This is a genomic window from Scandinavium sp. (assembly GCF_032012665.1).
Lineage (GTDB): Bacteria > Pseudomonadota > Gammaproteobacteria > Enterobacterales > Enterobacteriaceae > Scandinavium.
In genome coordinates, this window is the sequence record NZ_DALZVG010000001.1 from 97,680 (window position 1) to 120,359 (window position 22,680).

The following is a 22,680-nucleotide window of genomic DNA, read 5'->3' on the forward strand; positions in this document are numbered from 1 at the left end:
ACATCCAGAGATAACGAGCTTTCATGCCACACATCACTCGCGCGCTCCAGTCGTTGCTGACCCTGGCGCTGACGCTCTTCGGGCTGCTGCTGATCACCTTTTCGCTCTCCGCGCTGTCGCCGGTCGACAGGGTGCTGCAGATCGTTGGCGATCACGCCAGCCAGTCCACCTACGATCAGGTTCGCCACCAGCTTGGGCTGGATCAGCCGCTACCGCTGCAGTTCTGGCACTATCTGGTCAATCTCGCACACGGCGATTTAGGTATTGCCAGCAGCACCGGGCAGCCCGTGCTGCACGACCTGCTGTCGGTCTTTCCCGCAACGCTGGAGCTTGCCACGCTTGCCCTGATACTGGGCGCTCTGCTGGGCGTTGCCGCAGGCGTACTCTGCGCCCGTTTCGTCGGCACACCGTGGGATTTAGCCATGAGAACCTTTACGCTTTTGGGCAATTCTGTGCCTATTTTCTGGCTCGGGCTGCTGATGCTGGCGCTGTTCTACGCCAGGCTGCAATGGAGCGCCGGGCCGGGCAGGCTGGATGATATCTACCAGTACACGGTGGACGCGAGAACCGGGTTTGTGCTGATTGATACCTGGCTGTCCGGCGATATGGCCGCCTTCAAAAACGCCTTCGCCCACCTGGTGCTTCCGGTGCTGCTGCTGTCCTACTATGCGCTGGCAAGCATCACTCGCCTGACGCGCTCAGCCTGCCTGAGCGAGATGAACAAAGAGTACATCCTGCTGGCCCGGGCCAAAGGGGCAGGCGAGATGAGCATTCTGCTTCGCCACGTGCTGCCGAATATTCGCGGCACGCTGCTGACGGTGATTGCACTGGCCTGGACCAGCATGCTGGAGGGCGCGGTGCTGACCGAAACGGTCTTCTCATGGCCCGGAATAGGCCGCTACCTGACCACCGCGCTGTTCGCCGGAGACACCACGGCAATTATGGGCGGCACGCTGCTGATTGGCGTCTGCTTTGTGCTGATCAACAACCTCACCGATTTGCTGGTGCGCCTGACCGATCCGAGGATACGCTGATGCCTGGCTCTCTTTTTCTTCGACGCCTGCGCCGCTCCCCAGCGGCCTTCTTCGGCCTGCTGGTTATCACCCTGCTGCTGCTGATTGCGCTGTTTGCGCCTCTGCTTTCCCCACTCGATCCCAACTGGCAGGACGCCGCCGCCCGTTTACAGGCACCTGGTGCTCAGCACTGGTTCGGCACCGACAGCTACGGGCGCGACCTGTTTTCGCGGCTGATTTACGGCACGCGTCCGGCGCTGGGCCTGGTGGGACTGGTGACCCTGATTACCCTGCCGGTCGGCCTGCTGGTGGGGATCCTCTCCGGCTACTACGGCGGCTGGGTGGAGCGCGTGCTGATGCGCTTTACCGACGTCGTGATGTCGATGCCAAGGCTTATCCTGGCCTTCGCCTTTGTGGCCATGCTCGGCCCCGGTCTGGTCAATGGCGCCCTGGCGCTGGCTCTGACCACCTGGCCTGCCTACGCCCGCCAGGCACGCAGCGAAATTCAGCGCCTGCGCCACAGCGATTACCTCGCGGCGGCGGAGATGATGGGTATTCGAGGCGGGCGTTTGCTGGTGGGACATATTCTTCCGTTGTGCCTGCCGTCGGCAATTGTGCGCCTGGCATTGGATCTGGCAGGGATTATTCTTGCCGCCGCCGGGCTCGGCTTTCTCGGCCTGGGTGCCCGCCCGCCGATGGCGGAATGGGGGGCGATGATCGCCGACGGCATGCAGGTGATTTTTGACCAGTGGTGGATAGCCGCCATTCCCGGCACCGCCATTCTGCTGGCGAGCCTTGCCTTCAACCTGCTGGGCGATGGCCTGCGCGATGTCCTGGAGCCACAACATGACTGATCCCTTAATCACCATTGACGCCCTGAGCGTCGATTACTCCGGCACACGCGTGGTCAACAATCTGAGCTTCAGCCTTGGCAACGAGCGGCTGGCTATCGTGGGGGAGTCCGGCTCGGGCAAATCCATGACTGCCCGGGCGCTGATGGGCCTGGTGCGTAAACCGGGCATCGTCAGCGCACGGCGCCTGAACGTACTCGGTCATGACGTGCTGAACCTTTCCTCCCGGGACTGGCAACGGTTGCGCGGCAACGATATCGCGATGGTGCTTCAGGATCCGCGCTATGCCCTGAACCCGGTAAAATCCATCTTTAACCAGCTCGAAGAAGCCCTGACGCTGCATCAGCAGCTCAGCCGCCGCGAGCGTAAAGAAGCCGTGCAGGAAATCGTTCATGCGGTCGGCCTGGAGAGCACGGTGCTAAGCCGCTATCCCGGAGAGCTGTCCGGCGGTATGGGCCAGAGGGTGATGATCGCGATGGCGCTCATCAACAATCCACGGGTGCTGATTGCCGATGAACCGACTTCCGCCCTCGATGCGCGCCTGCGTCATCAGATTCTGGATCTGCTGGTCGGCCAGTGCGAGCAGCGCCAGATGGCCATGCTGCTGATTAGTCACGATCTGCCGCTGGTCGCGCAACACTGCCACCGGGTGATGGTGATGTATCAGGGAGAAAAGGTCGATGATATGCCCGCAGGCAGGCTGCCCGAAGCCACTCATCCTTACACCCGTACGCTGTGGACCTGTCGCCCTGACGCCAGCACGTTCGGGCAGATGCTGCCGACGCTGGATCGCAGCCGCAGCTATACGGAGGTGAACCATGGCACTGATTGAACTTAGCCAGCTGCAGGTCCGCTTTGGCAGCAAAGTGGCCGTGTCGGGCGCTGATTTTTCCGTAAACGCCGGGGAGACCTTCAGCCTGATTGGCGCTTCCGGCTGTGGTAAATCGACAATCCTGCGCGTGCTGGCCGGGCTGAACCGCGACTGGCAAGGCTCCGTGCGTCTGTTCGACAACGCGCTCACGCCGGGCATGCGTTTCCAGGGCGCGCTGCGCCGGAATGTGCAAATGGTCTTTCAGGATCCTTACGCCTCCCTGCACCCGAACCACACCCTGTACCGGACGCTGGCCGAGCCGCTGCAAATCCTGAAAGAAGCCCACATCGACGACAAGGTGAAAACCGCCCTGCAACAGGTTGGCCTGCCTGCCGATGCGCTACAGCGTTATCCGCATCAGCTGTCCGGCGGCCAGCGCCAGCGCGTGGCGATTGCCCGGGCCCTGCTCCTGCGCCCGCAAATCCTGCTGCTGGACGAGCCCACTTCCGCGCTGGATATGTCGGTGCAGGCGGAAATTCTCAACCTGTTGAACCGGCTGAAGGCCGAGCATGGCATGACCTACCTGTTGGTCAGCCACGACGCGGACGTCATCGCCCATATGTCTGACCGCGCAGCGTATATGACCGATGGCGTTATCCAGCGCTTTTACGACCGTCCGGCGCTGCTAAACGGCGAGCACCGGATGACCTGACGTTGGCCCTGAGCGGGCAGCTTAGCCTGCCCGCTTATGCCCCCACTCGCGCATGCGCTGGAACAGCACGTACAGCGACGGGATAAATATCAGCCCGATGACCGTCGCCACCAGCATGCCGCTGAACACCGTAGTGCCGATAATCCGACGGCTTTGCGCACCCGCCCCGCTCGCCAGCATCATCGGCAGCACGCCAATGATGAACGACACGGCAGTCATCATCACCGCACGGAAACGTCGCGTTGCCCCTTCGCATGCCGCCTCGACGATCGACGCCCCGTCATCGCGCCGGGTTCGGGCGAACTCAACTATCAGGATCGCATTCTTCGCCGCCAGCGCAATCAGCAGCACCAGGCCTATCTGCACGTACACATCGTTGGCGTATCCGGCAAACCAGAGCCAGATCAGCGCCCCGCCGATGGCGAACAGCACGGAGAGCATGACGCTGCCCGGCAGCGTCCAGCTTTCATACTGCGCCACGAGGAACAGCCACGCCATCACCACCGCCGCCAGCACAATCCATACCGCCTGGCTCCCGGTCTGCCGCTCCTGCCAGCTCATGCCGCTCCAGGCATAGTCATAGCCCTGCGGCAGATTCGTCGCCAGAATCTGCTCCATCGCCGCCATTGCCGTGCGGCTGCTCACGCCTTCCGCGGCAGATCCGCTCACCGCCACCGACGGAAACTGGTTGTACTGCTGCAGGAACGGTGCCCCCACAACGTGCGTGATGGTGACCAGATTGCTCAGACGTACCCGCTCCCCGCTGTTACTGCGCACGTAGAGATCGCTGATTTGCTCTGCACGCTCGCGCCACTGCATTTCGTTCTGCATCACCACGTGCCACACGCGGTTGTTGATGCTGAAGTCTCCGGCGCGGGTGCCGCCGAATGCGGTCTGCAACGTACTGAAGATCCGCGATACCGGCACGTCCAGCCGGGCTGCGCGCTCACGATCAACGCTAAGAGAGAGCTGCGGCACGGTGCTGCTCCAGGTGCTGAATACCCGGCTCAGCTGTGGATGCTGATTCGCCGCAAAGAGGATCTTTTGCAGCGTCTGCTCAAGCGCTGCCGAAGTTTGCCCTTCCTGCGCCAGCAAACGAAGATCGAAGCCGGATGCGGTACCGAGCCCCGGCAGCGTCGGCGGCGCAAAGGCCATGATCGTCGCCCCCGGCAAGGTCATCAGCTGGCGTTGCAGTTCGCCCATTACCCTCTCCAGCGGCTCACGGTGCTGCCACTCCTTGAGCATCACCGACATGAATCCACCGTTGGATGCGCTGGTGCCGTTGAGGATGTTAAAGCCGGAAACCTGAATGACGTCGGCCACCGCCGGGTGGCGTCGAATCATTTCACGCGCCTCGTTCATCACGGCTTCAGTACGTTCAAGCGAGGCAGCTTCCGGCAGTTGAACGTTGGCAAAGAAGTAGCCCTGATCCTCCTGCGGCAGGAACCCTTTCGGCATGTTCAGGAAGCTGAACGTCACCACCAGCGCCGCGACCGTCGTCGCCAGAAGAGCCAGCCATGGACGAAGGGTCAATGCCTTCACCCAATGCTGGTAGCCGTTGCGCGTGGCATCCAGACCACGATTAAAGGCGCGATAAATCGCCGCCGGACGTGCCGGACGCGGGCGCAGCAGAAGCGCGCAGAGCGCTGGCGTCAGGGTCAGAGCGACAAGACTCGAGAGCGTCACGGCGGCAGAAAGCGTGACCGCGAACTGACGATAAAGCTCGCCGACAATCCCCGGCAGCAGCGCCACCGGCATGAATACCGCCAGCAGCACCAGCGTGGTGGCGATCACCGGCCCGGCAATTTGCCCCAGGGCTTTCGCCGTGGCGGTTTTGCGATCGAGCCCGTCCGCCATCAGGCTTTCGACGTTTTCCACCACCACAATGGCGTCGTCTACCACCATCGTCAGCGCCAGAATAATCGCAAACAGGCTCAGGGTGTTGGCGCTGTAGCCAAGCCACCAGAGTACGGCAAAGGTGCCCGTTAACGAGACAGGAATAGCCAGCGCCACAATCAGCGTGGCGCGCCAGCTTTGCAGGAACAGCGATACCACAATGACGACCGCCAGCAGCGTCAGGCCGAGCGATAAAGCAATCTCCTCAATGGTGGCAGCCACAAACCGGGTGGTATCGAACTTCACTTCATATTTCAGATCGTTTGGGAAGCGGGTTGAAAGGGTCTCCAGCTCGGCACGAACGCGTTTTGCCACCTCAAGCGCATTCGCGGAAGGCGTCGGGTAAATGCCAAGATAGGCAGAGTCGTGCCCGTTGAGCTGCGCCCCGGAGCTGTAGCTGCGCGAGCCCAGTTCAATCGTCGCCACATCGCCCAGACGCACCAGTTGCCCGTGCTCCCCCACGCGCAGAATGATATTGCTGAACTCATCCGCTTCATTAAGCCGCCCGAGGCCATTAATCGTCAGCGTTTGCTGCTGTCCGTTGAATACCGGCGGCGTACCGACCTGCCCCGCTGCGCCCTGCACGTTTTGCTCGCGTAATGCCTGGGCGACGTCATCTGCGGTGATATTCACGGCGTTCATGCGGTCAGGCCGCAACCAGATGCGCATGCTGTAATCGCGCGCACCAAACATCTGCACCTGGCCCACGCCCGGCAGTCGCGCCAGCGCTTCGCGTACGCGGGTGCTGGCATAGTTGCTGATAAACAGCGGCGTCAGGCTGCTTTGCGGCGAGTAAAGGCTCACGCCCATCATCAGGTTGGTCGCGCGTTTACGCACCTGCACGCCGTTCTGCTGTGCTTCAGCCGGAAGCTGTGCCACGGCTTGCGAAACGCGGTTTTGCACGTCAATGGCGGCAAGATCTGCATCGGTGCCTGCTGCAAAGGTGATACTCAGGCTGTAAGTGCCTTCATCCGAGCTGGTGGACTCCATATAGAGCATGTGATCGACGCCGTTGAGCTGGGTTTCCAGCGGCGTGGCGATGGCTTCGGCCACATCCGATGCGCTGGCGCCGGGCCAGCTGGCGCTGACGTTCACCACCGGCGGCGTGATCTGCGGGTACTGCTCCACCGGGAGCAGCCTGAGGGCAACTGCACCGACGAAAGTCAGCAGCAGGGCAATAACCATCGCAAAGCGTGGACGGCGAATAAAAAACGTCAGCATCGTCTCTCCTTAGCTCAGCGGCTGAACGGCGACGCCGTTACGCATGCGCTGCGCGCCTTCAGTCACAATACGCTCGCCCGCCTTCAGCCCGTCGATGACGATAAATTGTTGTCCCTGCTGCGCGCCAAGCGTGAGTCGGCGCTGCTGCGCATGACCGCTGTCGTCCACGGACCAGGCAAAAAAGCCGTTGGCATCCTGCATCACGGCGGCGGCAGGGATCATCATCGTCGGCTGTTTTTCCTGAGGACGCAGCCAGATATCCACGCTGCCGCCCGGCAGCAGGCGATGCTGAGGATTGGCAAACTCAGCCCGCAGGGTCACGCTGGCGGTTCGCGGGTCGATACGGTTATCCACCGAGGTGAGCGTGCCGGACGTTCTTTCGCCGTTAAGCTGGATTTGCGGCATCCACGCCGCCTTCAGCGCGTTGACGTCCACGTGCTGTCCGCTTTTCAGCCAGAAGGTTTGTTCGTCCAGCGCAAAGGCTATGCGCACCGGGTCAAGCTGCACCACCTCGACCAGCACGCCGCTGGAAGGATTAATCAGGCTCCCCTGATGCACGCTGGCATGCCCGGCCCGACCGGTGACCGGGGAAATAATTTTGGTATAGCTAAGGGCAATACTCTGCGACTCCACGCGGGCTTTCGCCTGTTCTACGGCGGCGGCGGCCACATCACGCTGCATGCGGGCGGTGTCCACGTCGTTGCGGCTGATGGCCTGGCTGTTGTTGAGGCTCTGATAGCGGGCCAGCAGCTGTTGCGCCTGGCGCAGAGAAGCCTGCGCACTTTTCAGCTCCGCCCGGGCGAGCGACAGCGCGGCGCGCTGGGAAGCGCTGTCCAGTTCAAACAGCAGATCGCCTGCGTTAACGTACTGCCCCTCCCGAAAGTGCATTTTTTCAATCATCCCTTCGGTACGGGCACGAATGGCGACGGTATGGATCGCTTCAATGCGACCTGGGATCTGCCGCTCGACGGCGTGTGGTATCTGTTCAACGGTGGTCAGACGCACCGGAATCGCACTGGCTATCGCCGTACTCAGTGCGCAGACGGCCAGACCACAGGCCAGTAAGGCGTGGCGAAAAATTTTGTTCATCGGGATCTCCGGTTTGCGCCTCCCCTTCTGCGAGGAGGCGCTTAAGACAGGTTCAGCTCGTTTTACGGAAGCGGCGCGTCAGGCGTTTTTCGATTTCGACCACGAAGAACATCGCCCCCGCCATCGCCAGAGTGATCCCCCAGTAGCGCAGCGGCAGCGCTTCTGTGCCAAACATCATCTGCATAAACGGCAGATAGATAATGGCCAGCTGGAGCAGAAGCAGAACCCCGGTCACCAGCCAGATACCTTTGTTCAGCAGCAGGCCGCGGTTGAGGGAGAAACGGTTGCTGCTGCGGCAGTTGATCATGTAGACCCACTGCGCCGCCACCAGCATCTGCAACAGCACGGTACGGATAAACTCAGGACTGTGTCCGCGCGGGCCAAGCCACGCTTCCAGCGCGAAGGCGCTCAGCGCAATCATCGAACCGACGAAGGCCACGCGCCAGATGGCAAAACCGTCCATCACATGCTGGCCCGCTTTACGCGGTGGGCGGTTCATGGCGTTGCGCTCGGCCGCCTCAAAGGCAAGGCCAAAGGAGAGCGTCGCGGAGGTGGCCATGTTCAGCCAGAGGATCAGCACCGGCGTCAGCGGGATCACGCTGCCTGCCAGCAGGGCGATGATGATGAGCAGCCCCTGCGCCAGGTTGGTCGGCATGATGAACAGAATGGTTTTCTTCAGGTTGTCATAGACGCGACGCCCCTCTTTCACCGCGCTGGCGATGGTGGCGAAGTTATCGTCCGTCAGCACCATGTCGGCGGCCTCTTTGGTGACTTCCGTGCCCTTGATGCCCATCGCGATGCCGACGTCAGCCTGGCGCAGCGCTGGCGCATCGTTCACGCCATCCCCCGTCATGCCTACGATTTCCCCCTCGCCCTGCAACGCCTTCACCAGACGCAGCTTATGCTCAGGGCTGGTGCGGGCAAAAATGTCGTACCCGACGGCGGCCTTTGCCAGTTCGGCGTCATCCATGTGTTCAAGCTGGTAGCCCGTCATCGCCTGCTGGCTGTTGCTGATCCCCAGCATCTGCCCGATGCTCATCGCCGTTTGCGGGTGATCACCGGTGATCATCTTCACGCGGATCCCTGCTTTCTGGCAGGCGTGGATCGCGTCAATCGCTTCCGGACGCGGCGGGTCCATCATCCCGGCAATGCCGAGGAACACCAGTCCGTTTTGCAGGTCCGAATGCTCAAGCGTCGTGCTTCCTGGCCGGGCTGGCATGCTCGCGGCAGCCACCATGCGCAGACCCTGACGGGCAAAGCGCTCTATCTCCCTCTCCCAGTATTCACGCTCAAAGGCCGTTTCACCCTGCTTCGTCTGCTGGGTCTGGCACAGCGCAAAGAGCACATCCGGCGCGCCGGTGACCAGCACGCGCTCATCGTTACCGATGCGGTGGTGCGTCGCCATGTATTTATACTGTGAATCAAACGGAATCTTCGCAATCAGCTGTGCGTCAACGTCAGCCATCTGTGCTTTCGCCGCGAGCACCTTCAGCGCCCCTTCGGTCGGGCCGCCGGTGATGCCCCACAGGCCATTGTCCTGCTTCACCAGTTGGCTGTCGTTGCACAGATCGATGGTGCGCAGATATTGCTCCAGCAGGGTTCCGGGCTGGATGAGCACCGCTTCGTTGCTGCCCTCAAGGTAGATGTTACCGGTTGGCGCGTAGCTGTCACCGTCCACGGAGTAGCAGCAGTCGGCGGTGATGATGGCTTTCACCGTCATTTCGTTCATCGTCAGGGTGCCGGTTTTATCCGAGCACACCACGGTCATTGCACCAAGGGTTTCTACCGTCGGCAGTTTGCGCACGATGGCCCGCTTGCGCGCCATCGCCTGTACGCCGAGCGAAAGAATAATGGAGATGATGGCCGGTAACCCTTCCGGCACGGCGGCGACGGCGAGGCTAATCAGCGACAGCAAAAGCTCGCTCATCGGCATATCACGCAGCGCCAGGCTGAAGACAAACAGCGCCACCATCATCGCCAGAATAATGACGAAAATCGCTTTGCCGAGCTTGTCCATTTGCACCAGCAGCGGCGTACGGGAAGGTTTAATCTCTGCCATCATCTGGTTGATGTGGCCCAGCTCCGTTTGCTGGCCCGTTGCCGTGACTACGCCGCGCCCGCCTCCGCCGCTGACCGTCGTGCCGGAGAAAAGCATGTTAGTACGATCGCCCAGCGGCAGTTCGCCGCTCAGCGCCTGCGTATGTTTGTCCACCACGGTGGATTCGCCGGTCAGAATCGCTTCTTCTACCCGCAGATTGTGGGCTTCCAGCACGCGCATATCCGCCGGAATGCGGTCGCCCGCACGCAGCAGGACAATGTCGCCAGGCACCAGATCGGCAGTGGAGACGGTTTCATGTTTGCCTTCACGCACCACGACCGCATCGCTGGAAAGCATATTGCGGATACTTTGCAGCGACTTCGCCGCGCTGCTCTCCTGAAGGTGGCCGATGAGGGCGTTGATGACGGTGACGCCCAGAATAACCAGGGTATCAATCCAGTGACCCATCGCCGCCGTCAGCGCGCCTGCGGCCAGCAGGACATAAATCAGCACATCATTGAAGTGCGCGAGGAAGCGTAGCCACGCCGGTTTGCCTTTCTGTTCCGGCAGCGAGTTTGGCCCAACGGCGTTCAGTCGCGCCTGCGCCTCTGCGGCCATCAGGCCCTCGTTTTGGCTTTGTTGTTCGCTCAGGACCTGCTCGCAGGTTTGCTGATAAGCGTGTTCAGGGCGGCCATCGCCAGATGGCCGGCTTTGCGAGGTATTCATTTTAGTCAAAATACGATTCCTTATAATTTCCCGGAAGCAAATAACCTGAAGTCAATTTCGGGCCGACATTTAAAATGTTTAAATAACGTTTATCTTGCTGTGAAAAAAAATTGATCCAACGCAATAATAAATCCCGGACAATATTCAAAACTGCGTTCATCAATTTATTGATTGATATAATACCGCGACTTTTTAAACCATTATTAAACGAGGTTATCTATGTCAGGAACCTACCCTGCACGCCGCCTGGCACTATTTATTGCAGCTGCAATCGTGATTGCCACTCTGGTGGGATACAGCACTTATATGTTCGTAAAGCTGCTAACTTAATTATAACGTTAGTTTACATATCAATTTATATTGGCGAATTTAAAACTTTATTTATAGAGAGAGATGAGATTTCATCTTTTTGCCGTGCGAAATATCGCACAAGAGATGAATATTGCGTTACGGAGGAATTTCCCGGACAATGTATTTTTTAACTACCGATTAACATCATAATGAAACATCCGCTCGACCCCCTCATCACCGCTGGCGGCATTTTGCTGATGGCCTTTCTCTCCTGCCTGCTGCTGCCCGCCCCTTCCCTGGGGCTGACGGTGGCGCAAAAGCTGGTCAGCGTGTTCCACCTGATGGATCTGAGCCAGCTCTACACCATTCTGTTCTGCATCTGGTTTTTGCTGCTCGGTGCCATCGAGTTTTTCGTCCTGCGCTTTATCTGGCGTCGCTGGTTCTCACTGGCGAACTAAGCCTGCGAAATCACGCATCCCGTCCACCAGCGCTTCACACCATGCTGCATAGTCGTGCCCGCTGGCGTAAGGGTGGAAGCTGACGCGATAGCCTTTGTCGCGCAGCACCTGTTCAAACTCAAGAGTGTTAGAGTAATTGCCGCCGCCGGGGCCGCTGGTTTCGAACGTGCCCGCCTGCAGCCAGAAGCGAATCGGATAGCGCGGAGACTGCTGATACTGGTGCGTCAGCCAGTCGGAAGCTTCACCTTTCGGCGCCCACCAGTAAGAGCCGGACAGGCTCAGCACGTTGCCAAACAGGCGCGGGTAGCGCAGCGCCACCCACGATGCCGCCAGGCCACCATAGCTCGACCCCGCCAGCACCGTTTTCTGCCGCTGCAGGTTAAGCCCCTGACGGTGCAGCCACGGCAGCAGTTCGTGTGCCATAAAATCGGCAAAGCGCGGATTTGGGGGCAGCTCAGCACTGCGCCGGGTGTGATCGAGCGTATCGATGAATACCACGTTCACCGGCGGCAGCACGTGACGGGCAATAAGATCGTCGAGCACGTTGGCAAAGTGATAATCATCCTGATACTGCCTGCCGTCGAACAGCAGCAGCGTCCAGCGTGCGGGCTGCGGCAGTCGCGGGCGATAGATTTTTATCTCGCGGGTATTGCCGAGAAAATCGCTGTCGAACGCATGGTGGGTCAACTGACCATACTGAATGGGCTTTTTCATCCTGGCCAGCGTGCAGTAACGGGCAGGGTTGAGCGCCAGCAGCGAATGGCGGTTCCAGCGATCGCCGTCCGGCTGGAGCGTGTTGGGGTTCAGGGGATCGGCCTGGGCGCTGACCAACAGAGCCCGGCGCTGTTGGTGAGGATCGGTACCGATGTGCGGTACGTCAGGCGCGAGCTTGTACTGCATCAGGGTATCGACGGGCACGACGTAGCTGCGAAACCAGACGTCAGAATCATTCAGGCGGAACAGCGGATCGTGCTCACCTGCAGGCGAGCCGAGCAAAAATACGTTTTGCCGTGCCCCGCGCCAGAGAAACGTCACGCGCTTGTGCTGCGCATCCACGGGTTCAATCATTGGCGTGCCTTCAAGTTGGCGTTTTTGCCAGAAGGCTTCCGTGTTGCCGCCAGCGGCAAGCGAGGCCGCCAGCCGCTGAAGCGTGGGGCTTGCCGGATCCGGGCTGGTTGCCAACGCCTGCGCCTCAGTTTCCTTCATACGCCACTGAAAATGCCAGCGTGCCCCCTCATTACCGTTCAGCACCAGCGTCGAGGGTTGATGAACCGGCAGTGAAAACAGCAGCGTCTGAGTACCGTCCGCCGGACCGCCCTCAATCAGCGTACGAATACGGCGGTTGTCCCGGTCGAGCAGACGGGCGTCTGTCACGCCGACCAGCGTTGCCTGAACGTAGTTTTCCCCCAGCTCCGGCAGGGCAAAACAGACCTCGCCGCTGGCGTCAAATTTGCCCTTTTGCTCTCCCTGAAGAGAAGAGGATTCGCAGGCCGCCGCTGGCAGCGCGCTTAACCCAATCAGTAAACCACTCCACGCCATCTTCATTACGTTAACGTTCCTGTTGTGAGAGGGCAACACGCTAATGCAAATGGGAATGGTTTGCAATATCACTTGAGTATTCCAGGAAGCAGGCGTAAAAAAGCCCGCTTACGCAGGCTCTGTTTTTATACGCTAGTGCGCACGACTTTGATTTTCTTTGCGCCAGGCACCGGGCGGCTGTTTGAAGGTGCGGGTGAAGACTCGAGTGAAGGTCTGCTGTGAGTCAAAACCGTACTTCAGGCAGATATCGTATACCTTCTGATCGGTATCCCGTAAATCTTCTGCCGCGAGCTTAAGCTTGCGCCCGCGGATATAGCGTCCAAGGCTTTCCCCCTTTTGCTGTAGAAACAGGCGCTGCAAATGCCATTTCGAATATCCCGCATGACGGGCAATGTCGTCGATGCGCAGCGGCTGGTGCAAATTGTCGTCAATCCACTCGACGATGGTGTCAATAACCTGAGCGGAAATCGTCATACCTTCCTCCCCTCTTGTGAAACTGCGCGGTGGTTATTCCCACCAGGCACGGAATTGTTGATCGCGATTGGCGACCCACACCGGCTCACCCTGAACCGGCGTTAACAGACGATAATTTTTCCCGGCGCTCGCCTGTGCCAGCCGTTTATACGGATCGTCCCAAGTGTGTTTGGCCAGCACGAAACGCCCGGCGTGGCCCGGCAGTACGGCGCGAGCGTTCAGGTCCACGGCGGCCTGTGCCGTTTCATCCGGCAGCATATGAATGTACTTCCAGTCCTGGTCATACTGGCCGTTCTCCATGATCGCCAAATCCACATGGCCGAACTGCTCGCCGATGGCCTTAAAGTGTGGGCCATAGCCGCTGTCGCCGCTGTAATAGATATTTTGCTCTGGCGTGACGAACATAAAGCTGCCCCACAGCGTCTGGTTGCGTTTCAGGCCACGGCCGGAGAAGTGGCGAGCGGGCAGCACGTGTACCACCAGCTCATCACTTATCTTGACCTGCTGGTTCCAGTCGGCTTCGGTAATGATGGCGCTGTCCATACCCCAGTAGCGCAGGTGCGACCCGACGCCAAGCGGAGTGACCACGCGTTTGATCTTCGGCATCAGGCCTTTGATCGTCGCGTAATCCAGATGATCGTAATGGTCGTGAGAGATAATCAGCAGGTCGATCTCGGGCATGTTTTCAGCACGCCATGGATACTCGCCTTCAAACGCCTTATTGATGAAGGAGAACGGCGCGGCATAGCTGCTGAAGACCGGGTCGATCAGAATACGTTTCCCGGCAAGCTGTAAGTACCAGGATGAATGACCGAGCCAGATCATGACCTCCTGCTGAAGCGGCAGGCTGGCGAGATCGGTTTTAACCATCGGCAACGGCCGCTCCGGACGCGCGTTTGGGCGCTTTTCGGTTAAAAACTCCCAGATAGCGCGCGGCATGCTTTTCTGCCCGGACCAGCTCGGCGTCGGCTGCTGGTTATGAAACTGCCCGTCGCGATAGTGCGCGGAACCTTCCACGGCGTTGAGCTGTTCGCCCTGCGGCGCTTTGCCAAAACCGGCATTCAACACGAACGGTAAACTTGCTGCACTGGCAATTAACATGATGATGACCACACTTAGAAGAAGACGCTGCATATCCGAACCGAAGAACCGCTCCATCCTGGAGAACGTACTTAGGAGAAAACTTGCTTATGAGTGAGTAAGCACTCATTATAGAAAGCGAGCGAAAGTCGTCAAGGCGATTTTCAATTTTTGACGTTCAACGTTGAAGTACTTCAGGGAGCGTGTTTCAATCGGTGTTTTTTATCGTCGGAGAGGTAAAGTGTAGTGGCTCGTCCTAAAAGTGAAGATAAAAAGCAGGCCTTACTGGAAGCCGCAACATCGGCTATTGCCCAGCAGGGTATAGCGGCCTCAACGGCCCTGATCGCCCGTAACGCGGGCGTTGCTGAAGGAACGCTGTTTCGCTACTTTGCCACGAAAGACGATCTGCTCAACGCGCTTTATCTGCACTTGAAGAGTTCGTTGTGTGAAACCATGCTGGCGGGCATTACGGATGCCGTTACGCCGAAAGAGCTCACACGCTGCATCTGGAACAGCTACATCTCCTGGGGCGTGCGTAACCCGATCGGCCACAAAGCCATTCGCCGCATGGCCGTGAGCGAGAAAATCACCGCCGACACCAAACAGCAGGTCACGGACATGTTCCCTGAGCTGCATAAACTCTGCCAACGCTCGGTGCGCAGCGTGTTTCTCTCCTCCGAGTTTCAGGCGTTTGGCGATGCGCTGTTTTTATCGCTTGCCGAAACGACCATCGAATTTGCCAGCCACGAGCCGGAGCGCGCCAGCGACTTAACCGCACTCGGGTTTGAAGCCATGTGGCTGGCCCTGGCCGAGGAAAATCCCGCATGAACGGCGAGGCATTAGCCAAACACGCTCATCAGTTCGCCCTTGAGCTTCCCTTCACCGAACCCTCCTGGCCGTTCGGGCCGGGGTGTGACGTTTATCTGGTCGGCGGGAAAATGTTTATGCTTGCCATGACGCTACGCGGGCAACCGATTATCAATCTCAAAGCCAAACCGGATAACGTGCTGCTGCATCAGGAGATTTATAAAAGTATCGGGCCGGGCTATCACATGAATAAAAAACACTGGATAACCGTTTACGGCGGCGATGATATCAGCCCGGAGCTGATCGAAGGGTTAATCACCGACTCCTGGCACTGCGTGGTGGATAAGCTGCCAAAACGTCAGCAGAAGATGATGCGGCCCGCCTGATTTATAGCTAAAAACAACAAGTGTTTTCGCACTATTCTCTCTTATCAAACGCCCGCTCTCCCTGTACTCTCCTCCCATCAATCTGCCCTAAGGGGCTGTTATCTCTTGAGGAGTTATCATGGACATCATTTCCATCGCTTTAAAACGCCACTCTACCAAGGCTTTTGACCCCGGCTTTAAGCTGACCGCTGAGCAGGCCGAAAATCTGAAAACCCTGCTGCAGTTCAGCCCATCCAGCACTAACTCGCAGCCATGGCACTTCATCGTGGCAAGCACCGAAGAAGGGAAAGCCCGCGTGGCGAAATCCGCCGCGGGCGGCTTCGTCTTCAACGAACGCAAAATGCTGGATGCCTCCCACGTCGTGGTGTTCTGCGCCAAAACGGCGATGGACGATGCCTGGCTGGAAAAAGTCGTCGATCAGGAAGAGGCCGATGGCCGCTTTGCTACGCCGGAAGCCAAAGCAGGCAACCATAAAGGCCGCACGTTCTTTGCTGACCTGCATCGTAAAGAGCTGAAAGATGACGCGCACTGGATGCAGAAGCAGGTTTACCTGAACGTGGGTAACTTCCTGCTGGGCGTAGCCGCAATGGGCCTCGACGCGGTGCCAGTCGAAGGGTTTGATGCCGCGGTGATGGATAAAGAGTTCGGCCTGACCGAAAAAGGCTTTACCAGCGTTGTGGTAGTTCCGGTTGGCCGTCACAGCGTGGAGGATTTTAACGCCGAACTGCCGAAATCCCGCCTGCCGCAGAGCACTACGATCACCGAGATTTAACGGCTTTGCCCGGCGGCGCTGCGTTTGCCGGGCCTGGATAACAGGTTACCAGGAAGCGCCCTCGGGCAGTGTTAATAAAGCTGAATGGTCGGCGATTCCACGCCGCAGGCCAGCGCATAGCGCGTGAGGGTATCGAGGCTGGCACGCGTCACGTTGGCCTCCATTAGCGCATCGGGCAATCCATAGCAGAACGGAAGTGCAAAGCGGGAAGCGTGTTCGAGAAAAAACCAGTGAAGCTGATGGACTACTTATTTTCCTGCCCGCCCGCATGCCAGATTTTTTCAGCATATTTGCCAAGGGCCGCCAGAGAAACGGCGAGGATCAGGAAGAACACCACTTTATGCATGCCGTCCCAGAAGTATTCGAAGAAGCGGGTGTAGAGGTTGAGGGCGAGGAACGTCAGGCCGAAGCCGCGCAGCATGCCGTCGTCGGTTTTCAGGCTGATATACACGCAAACGCCAGCGGCGACGGCAAATAACAACGCCCACGGCAGCAGCTCCGCATGGGTTGAGCTGTACCAGCTGTCGGCATCATAGTTGCCGAAAATCGACATGATCCACAGCGCGATAAACAGATACGTCAGCCCCATCGCTTTGCTGACGGTAAACAGATTACGCCCCCGCAGAATACGGCCCAGCAGCAGACAAGCCGTCAGCAGAACGCCGCCGAACAGCACAAAGCGAATCGGGAAGTTCATCCCCAGCCAGTAAGCGCCCCAGCCGGACATATAGCCCGTTTCCGCGCCAAACCAGTTGCCCAGCGCGAGCAGGAAAAACAGCCAGACCAGCGACGAACGGCCGAGCCACCCCACCACGCCGTAAATAGCGCAGCCAACCAGAAACAGCGGTGCAATGTGGCCGCTGCCGTCATCGAGCCTTTCCCCCAGCTGCCAGAGCATCAGCGCGGTAAAGACCACGCCGAGAAACAGAATGGCTTCGGTGCTGTAGTGCCATTGGCTCTCGCGTCGCTGGCGCCGGAAGCCCCACAGGTAGCAGAGCGCGCCCAGCAGCAGCGGCACGCCAATGCGCAGCAGGCCAGAATGTGAAAACAGTGAGTAAAGCACCGCCATCAGATAGCTGTCGGCAAACAGGCTGCCCAACGCGATGAGCACACAGGCCAGCGCCGTCCAGAAGGCATAGCGGCTGAGGCGTTTCCAGTCGAAAAGCTGTGGCTTAAGGGTAGCCGCAAGCCGCGCCTCTTCGTCCGGGCTTAGTGCGCCCGTTTGCTGCCAGTCGGCCAGCGCCCGGCGAATAATGCGTTCCTGTTTACGGGTGACGTTCATCTCTTTCCCTGAAAGTAAGCGGGCGATTAACCCTGTTTATCGAGCCACGCGAGCGCCTGCTCACCGTCTTCATCGACCGGGAGATACACCAGCAATCGTGATCCATTACGCGGGGCGGAATACCAGTACATTTGTTGCAGACTGAACATCCCTAACTGCGGATGATTGAACATTTTGATCTGATTCTCCACGCCGCGCACGTCGTATCGCTGACGCCAAAGCGATTCAAATTCAGCAGAAGCGGCAAAGAAACGTGCAAGCTTGTTCTCCCACTCCGGTTCACCGCGATGCTCCGCCATGGCCGCCCGAAAATAAGAAACAAACGTTGGCAGGACGTCAGGATTCGCAATCCTTGTCCGCCAGGCATCGTTGGTCAGATAAAGATAGATGCAGTTGCGATCTTCGTCCGGGATTGAGGCGAAATCGACGCCCATCAGGCGGCAGAAGCTCTCATTCCAGGCGACGATATCAAAACTGGGTTTCTGAATGCTGGCAGGCTGCGGCATCAGGCTGTCGAGCATTCTGCGCGTTCCGGCGCTGATGCCTTCGCACTGCGGTGCCTGCAGGGATTCCAGCGGCGGCAGCCCGGCCAGCACAAACAGATGTCGGGTTTCCAGCGCGCTGCACTGCAAGGCCTGGGCAATCGCCTGCATCACCAGCGTCGAAGGGTTCACCTCCCTGCCCTGCTCCAGCCACGTGTACCAGGTGACGCCTACGTCTGCCAGCATCGCGACTTCTTCACGACGCAGGCCGGGTGTGCGCCTTCTGCCGCTGCGCGGAAGCCCAAGCCGCTGCGGGTCAAGGCTTTCCCGCCGCGCACGTAAAAAGGCGCCAAGCTGTTTTCGGTTATCATCGTGCCGTGCGGGTGCGGCCTCAACGGGGACGATCAGCGACATGTTACCTCCAGCAGGGTAGCGTCAGTACCAGTATAAGCAGGAACTGGTACCCGTTTATTAATTCAGCGATGCTACGTCCGATCCCTGAATGACGCAATGGAGAACACCATGAATACGTCTGCTGTTTCACCCGGTCGTGCCGGTCTGCTGTTGCTGTTGACCGGGCAGATGCTGCCGCTTATCGACACCTCTATCACCAACGTCGCGCTGGATTCGATTACCCGCTCGCTGCACACCAGCCCGACGCAGCTGGAGCTTATCGTCGCCCTCTACGGCGTTGCTTTTGCGGTGTGCCTCGCCATGGGCAGTAAACTCGGCGACAACTACGGACGGCGGCGGCTGTTTATGTGGGGCGTAGCGCTGTTCGGCGTGGCCTCGCTGCTGTGCGGCATGGCCGGGTCGATTCACTCGCTGCTGGCAGCCCGAACGCTGCAAGGCGCAGGCGCGGCGCTTATCGTGCCGCAAATTCTGGCAACGCTGCACGTCACGCTGAAAGGCAGCGCGCATGCCCGGGCCATCAGCCTGTACGGCGGCATTGGCGGTATCGCCTTTATCGTCGGACAGATGGGCGGCGGCTGGCTGGTATCGGCCGATTTCGCCGGGCTTGGCTGGCGGAACGCCTTTTTCATTAACGTGCCGATTTGCCTTATCGTACTGGCCTTAAGCCAGCGCTACGTACCTGAAACCCGCAGCGAAACGCCTTCAGGTATCGACTGGCCGGGCACGCTGTATCTCGCCGCGATCCTCTGCTGCCTGCTGTTTCCAATGGCGCTGGGCATGGAGCTGCACTGGCCGTGGGCGCTGAAGCTCATGCTGCTGGCGCTCATCCCGCTGATGTGGCTGATGCGCAGCAGTGCGCTGGTGAAAGAAGCCCGCGGGCAAACGCCGCTGCTGCCGCCACGGTTGCTGAAATTGCCGAGCATCCGCTTTGGTATTCTGATCGCGCTGCTGTTTTTCAGCGCCTGGTCCGGCTTTATGTTCTGCATGGCGCTGACCATGCAGTCGGGCCTCGGCATGGCACCGTGGCAGTCGGGCAGCAGCTTTATCGCGCTGGGTATCGCCTATTTCGTCTCGGCGCTGTACGCCCCGAAGCTGATCGCACGCTACAGCATGGGCCGTATCCTGCTCACCGGTCTGACCGTACAAATCAGCGGCCTGGTGCTGCTGATGCTCACCTTCTGGCATTTCGGCATGCGCACCCATGCCCTGACGCTGGCCCCGGCGACGGCGCTGGTTGGCTATGGTCAGGCGCTGATCGTCAACAGCTTCTACCGGATTGGCATGCGCGATATTCAGCCAGGGGATGCGGGCGCGGGGAGCGCCATCCTCAGCACCCTGCAACAATCGACGCTGGGCCTTGGCCCTGCGGTACTTGGCAGCGCGTTTCTGGCGCTGGCATCACAGGGAGATTACACCCTCGCTATCGTCGGCTTTCTGGCGCTTGAAGTCGTGCTGATGCTGGCCCTTGGGGCACTGGCGCTGGGCTACCGCCGCCATTTGACCCGTTGCCCAATGCTCACATCATAATCGACGTCGATTTGCATCTTATTCTCTCAGCGGTCATCATGACCGCTGATAAAGAGGAGAAGTTATGCAGGAAATTATTATTGCCCTGAAAAAATGGGGCCTTGAAATAAACCACACCACATCGCTGATGATCGTTTTTGCCATTATCTTTCTGACCGCCATTATCCTGCACGTGATATTACACAGGATAGTACTGCGCACCTTCGAAAAACGCGCACAGGCGAGTCAACATTTCTGGCTGCAAATCATCACCCAGAATAAGTTATTTCATCGGATCGCCTTTACGATTCAGGGGATAGTCGTTCAGGTTCAGACTGCACTCTGGCTGCAAAAAGGCAGCGACGCTGCAACTATTCTGATGACCTGCGCCCAGCTGTGGGTGATGCTTTATTCCCTGCTGGCGTTTTTCTCGCTGCTCGACGTCTTGCTCAACCTGTCGCAGAAATTCACTTTTTCATCGCAGCTGCCGCTTAAGGGCATATTTCAGGGGATCAAGCTGGTCAGCGCTATTCTGGTCGGCATTCTGATTATTTCGCTGCTTCTGGGGCAGTCTCCGGCGATTCTAATCAGCGGTCTGGGCGCCATGGCGGCGGTCTTAATGCTGGTCTTTAAGGATCCGATCCTCGGGTTAGTCGCCGGTATACAGCTCTCCGCCAACGACATGCTGCGCCTTGGCGACTGGCTGGAAATGCCAAAATACGGTGCGGACGGCGCGGTGACGGACATTGGCCTGACCACCGTTAAAGTGCGTAACTGGGATAACACCATTACCACCATTCCGACCTGGTCGCTGGTGTCTGATTCATTCAAAAACTGGAGCGGTATGTCGGCCTCCGGCGGGCGTCGCATTAAGCGCAGCATTAATATCGATACCACCAGCATTCATTTTCTCGACGAGCAGGAACAGCAGCGCCTTATTCAGGCGAAGCTGCTGAAGCCGTATATGGACAGCCGTCATGAGGAAATTAGTCAGTGGAACGAAGAGCACGGCAGCGACGAGTCGATTCTTAATCGGCGTAAAATGACCAACGTCGGTACCTTCCGCGTTTATCTGAATGAATATCTGCGCAATCATCCGAGAATTCGCAAAGATATGACCTTAATGGTGCGTCAACTGGCACCCGATGCCAACGGTTTGCCGCTGGAGATATATGCCTTTACCAACACCGTAGTGTGGGCAGAATATGAAGGGATTCAGTCCGATATTTTCGACCATATTTTCGCGGTGGTGGAAGAGTTTGGTTTACGCATTCACCAGACGCCGACCGGGAATGATATTCGGTCCCTTTCTGGCGTCACAGTGTAATAAAGAAATCCCGCCAGATGGCGGGATTTCTTTATCAGGCGATCAGGCGCGTTTTCTTAATACCTTAAACGCCACAAACAGGAATACCACCCACGCGGGCAGCAGAATAGCCGACAGGTGCATATCGTCCATCATCAGCATCAGGCCGAAAATCATCAGTAAAAAGGCGATGCACAGATAGTTGCTGGCGGGTGCCCACAGCGCACGGAAGGTCGGCTCACGCCCTTTTCTCCGCTGCGCGTTGCGGAATTTCAGGTGCGCCAGGCAAATCATAATCCAGTTCAGCAGCAGCGTGGCCACCACCAGCGCCATCAGCAGGCCGAAGGCTTCGTGCGGCAGCAGGTAGTTCACCAGCACCACCAGCGAGGTGATGGCTCCGGACAGCAGCAATGAATTCACCGGCACGCCGCGATGGTTAACGCGGGTGAGGAACTTCGGCGCATTGCCCTGAACGGAGAGGCCAAAGAGCATCCGGCTGTTGGAATAGACGCCGCTGTTATACACCGAGAGTGACGCCACCAGGATGACAAAATTCAGCGCAGATGCCACCACGTTACTGTCAAGATTATGGAAAATCATCACAAACGGGCTACTGTCAGATGTAATGTTCACCCACGGGTAGAGCGCCAGCAGCACCACCAGCGAGCCGATGTAGAACAGCAGAATGCGGTACACCACCTGATTCACCGCTTTCGGGATGGTGGTTTCCGGGTCGCGAGCCTCTGCAGCGGTGATGCCAATCAGCTCCAGCCCGCCAAAAGAGAACATGATTACCGCCAGCGACAGCACCAGGCCGTGCCATCCGGTGGCAAAAAAGCCGCCATGCTGCCACAGGTTGTCGAAGCTCGCATGCTCCCCGCCGTGGCCGCTGAACAGCATCCACAGGCCAAAGCCGATCATGCCGAGGATCGCCAGCACCTTAATCAGCGCAAACCAGAATTCAGTTTCACCATACAGCCGCACGTTCACCAGATTCACGGCGTTGATGATAATGAAGAACGCTGCCGCCCAGATCCAGGTCGGCACCTCCGGCAGCCAGTACTGCATATAAATCCCGGCAGCGGTCAGCTCGGCCATGCCCACCAGGACAAACATCACCCAGTAGTTCCAGCCGGAGAGAAAGCCCGCGAACGGCCCCCAGTATTTATAGGCAAAGTGAGCAAATGAGCCAGAAACCGGTTCTTCAACCACCATTTCGCCCAGCTGGCGCATGATCAAAAAGGCGATGATACCGGCGATGGCGTAGCCGAGGATAACAGCAGGCCCGGCCATCTGAATGGCAGGTCCGATACCGAGAAAGAGTCCGGTGCCGATGGCACCGCCGAGGGCAATAAGTTGAATATGGCGGTTTTGCAGACCGCGCTGAAGCGTCGGTTGTGATTCTGACGCCGCATCCGCTGGCGGATTACCGGATGCCGATGACGCGTTTTTCACGTCGTTCCCCTGTCGCATTTTTCAGAAGGGGCACCTTTTAACACTTCATCCACGATGTCGCAAGTTCCGCC

At 58.7% G+C, this 22,680-nt stretch carries 19 protein-coding genes and 1 pseudogene; 10 read left to right on the forward strand and 10 right to left on the reverse strand.

Annotated features, from left to right (window positions below; all coding sequences use genetic code 11):
- Positions 1 to 23 precede the first annotated feature (23 nt).
- From RTU33_RS00465 to RTU33_RS00480, 4 genes are read left to right on the forward strand one after another with little or no spacing between them, the layout of a single operon-like run.
- Positions 24 to 1,034, forward strand: a complete 1,011-nt coding sequence (locus tag RTU33_RS00465; protein WP_312624567.1) for an ABC transporter permease — start codon at positions 24 to 26, stop codon at positions 1,032 to 1,034.
- The gene (locus RTU33_RS00470; protein ID WP_312624568.1) at positions 1,034 to 1,867 is read left to right on the forward strand and encodes an ABC transporter permease; all 834 of its coding nucleotides are present in this window, start codon (positions 1,034 to 1,036) and stop codon (positions 1,865 to 1,867) included. The genes RTU33_RS00465 and RTU33_RS00470 overlap by 1 nt, the downstream gene beginning before the upstream one ends.
- Positions 1,860 to 2,696, forward strand: a complete 837-nt coding sequence (locus tag RTU33_RS00475) for an ABC transporter ATP-binding protein (RefSeq protein WP_312624570.1) — start codon at positions 1,860 to 1,862, stop codon at positions 2,694 to 2,696. Before RTU33_RS00470 ends, RTU33_RS00475 begins: the two co-directional genes overlap by 8 nt.
- Positions 2,683 to 3,387, forward strand: a complete 705-nt coding sequence (locus RTU33_RS00480) for an ABC transporter ATP-binding protein (RefSeq protein ID WP_312624571.1) — start codon at positions 2,683 to 2,685, stop codon at positions 3,385 to 3,387. Before RTU33_RS00475 ends, RTU33_RS00480 begins: the two co-directional genes overlap by 14 nt.
- Positions 3,388 to 3,408: 21 nt before the next feature.
- Here RTU33_RS00480 and RTU33_RS00485 read toward each other — a convergent pair whose 3' ends face one another.
- The 3 genes from RTU33_RS00485 to RTU33_RS00495 are packed head-to-tail and all read right to left on the reverse strand — an operon-like array spanning position 3,409 to position 10,357.
- On the reverse strand, positions 3,409 to 6,504 hold the full coding sequence (locus RTU33_RS00485; RefSeq protein WP_312624572.1) for an efflux RND transporter permease subunit: 3,096 nt from the start codon (positions 6,502 to 6,504) through the stop codon (positions 3,409 to 3,411).
- 9 nt (positions 6,505 to 6,513) lie between these two features.
- Positions 6,514 to 7,593 (reverse strand): efflux RND transporter periplasmic adaptor subunit, encoded by a 1,080-nt coding sequence (locus tag RTU33_RS00490; RefSeq protein ID WP_312624573.1) that lies wholly within the window; start codon positions 7,591 to 7,593, stop codon positions 6,514 to 6,516.
- A 52-nt stretch (positions 7,594 to 7,645) separates the two neighbouring features.
- Positions 7,646 to 10,357: a cation-transporting P-type ATPase gene (locus tag RTU33_RS00495; protein ID WP_409438215.1), complete on the reverse strand. Its 2,712-nt coding sequence runs from the start codon at positions 10,355 to 10,357 to the stop codon at positions 7,646 to 7,648.
- Between the two features lie 500 nt (positions 10,358 to 10,857).
- Between RTU33_RS00495 and RTU33_RS00500 the strand changes: the two genes are divergently transcribed.
- Positions 10,858 to 11,106, forward strand: coding sequence for a DUF1158 domain-containing protein (locus RTU33_RS00500; protein WP_312624575.1), 249 nt, complete (start codon positions 10,858 to 10,860; stop codon positions 11,104 to 11,106).
- Here RTU33_RS00500 and RTU33_RS00505 read toward each other — a convergent pair.
- From RTU33_RS00505 to RTU33_RS00515, 3 genes are all read right to left on the reverse strand, one after another.
- A complete protein-coding gene (locus tag RTU33_RS00505; RefSeq protein WP_312624576.1) occupies positions 11,092 to 12,651 on the reverse strand; it encodes an alpha/beta hydrolase-fold protein in 1,560 nt (519 codons plus the stop codon). The genes RTU33_RS00500 and RTU33_RS00505 overlap by 15 nt on opposite strands.
- 126 nt (positions 12,652 to 12,777) lie before the next feature.
- Positions 12,778 to 13,119 carry a RamA family antibiotic efflux transcriptional regulator gene (locus RTU33_RS00510; protein ID WP_312624577.1) on the reverse strand — a complete coding sequence of 114 codons (342 nt, stop codon included), beginning with the start codon at positions 13,117 to 13,119 and terminating at the stop codon, positions 12,778 to 12,780.
- Positions 13,120 to 13,152: 33 nt separating this feature from the next.
- The gene (locus tag RTU33_RS00515) at positions 13,153 to 14,253 is read right to left on the reverse strand and encodes an MBL fold metallo-hydrolase (protein WP_312624578.1); all 1,101 of its coding nucleotides are present in this window, start codon (positions 14,251 to 14,253) and stop codon (positions 13,153 to 13,155) included.
- 192 nt (positions 14,254 to 14,445) lie between these two features.
- On the opposite strand from RTU33_RS00515, the gene RTU33_RS00520 reads away from it, so the two are divergent.
- The 3 genes from RTU33_RS00520 to nfsB all read left to right on the forward strand — a co-directional run bounded on the left by RTU33_RS00520 (position 14,446) and on the right by nfsB (position 16,164).
- A complete protein-coding gene (locus RTU33_RS00520) occupies positions 14,446 to 15,027 on the forward strand; it encodes a TetR/AcrR family transcriptional regulator (protein ID WP_312624579.1) in 582 nt (193 codons plus the stop codon).
- Positions 15,024 to 15,392 (forward strand): MmcQ/YjbR family DNA-binding protein, encoded by a 369-nt coding sequence (locus tag RTU33_RS00525; RefSeq protein ID WP_312624581.1) that lies wholly within the window; start codon positions 15,024 to 15,026, stop codon positions 15,390 to 15,392. The genes RTU33_RS00520 and RTU33_RS00525 overlap by 4 nt, the downstream gene beginning before the upstream one ends.
- A 118-nt stretch (positions 15,393 to 15,510) precedes the next feature.
- Positions 15,511 to 16,164, forward strand: coding sequence for an oxygen-insensitive NAD(P)H nitroreductase (nfsB, locus tag RTU33_RS00530; protein ID WP_312624583.1), 654 nt, complete (start codon positions 15,511 to 15,513; stop codon positions 16,162 to 16,164).
- 71 nt (positions 16,165 to 16,235) lie between these two features.
- Here the strand turns inward: nfsB and RTU33_RS00535 are convergent.
- From RTU33_RS00535 to RTU33_RS00545, 3 genes and pseudogenes are all read right to left on the reverse strand, one after another.
- A pseudogene (locus RTU33_RS00535) lies at positions 16,236 to 16,328 on the reverse strand (XRE family transcriptional regulator); the annotation flags it as partial.
- 80 nt (positions 16,329 to 16,408) lie between these two features.
- Positions 16,409 to 17,446 carry a DUF2157 domain-containing protein gene (locus RTU33_RS00540; protein ID WP_312624584.1) on the reverse strand — a complete coding sequence of 346 codons (1,038 nt, stop codon included), beginning with the start codon at positions 17,444 to 17,446 and terminating at the stop codon, positions 16,409 to 16,411.
- A gap of 26 nt (positions 17,447 to 17,472) precedes the next feature.
- Positions 17,473 to 18,342, reverse strand: coding sequence for a helix-turn-helix transcriptional regulator (locus RTU33_RS00545; protein WP_312624585.1), 870 nt, complete (start codon positions 18,340 to 18,342; stop codon positions 17,473 to 17,475).
- Positions 18,343 to 18,450: 108 nt separating this feature from the next.
- Here RTU33_RS00545 and RTU33_RS00550 point away from each other — a divergent pair, with 108 nt between their 5' ends.
- Together RTU33_RS00550 and RTU33_RS00555 are read left to right on the forward strand one after the other, a co-directional pair.
- Positions 18,451 to 19,869 (forward strand): MFS transporter, encoded by a 1,419-nt coding sequence (locus tag RTU33_RS00550; RefSeq protein WP_312624587.1) that lies wholly within the window; start codon positions 18,451 to 18,453, stop codon positions 19,867 to 19,869.
- A gap of 64 nt (positions 19,870 to 19,933) precedes the next feature.
- Positions 19,934 to 21,175 (forward strand): mechanosensitive ion channel family protein, encoded by a 1,242-nt coding sequence (locus tag RTU33_RS00555; protein ID WP_312624588.1) that lies wholly within the window; start codon positions 19,934 to 19,936, stop codon positions 21,173 to 21,175.
- 42 nt (positions 21,176 to 21,217) lie between these two features.
- On the opposite strand, the gene pheP is transcribed toward RTU33_RS00555, so the two are convergent.
- A complete protein-coding gene (pheP, locus tag RTU33_RS00560) occupies positions 21,218 to 22,609 on the reverse strand; it encodes a phenylalanine transporter (protein WP_312624589.1) in 1,392 nt (463 codons plus the stop codon).
- Positions 22,610 to 22,680: the final 71 nt, after the last annotated feature.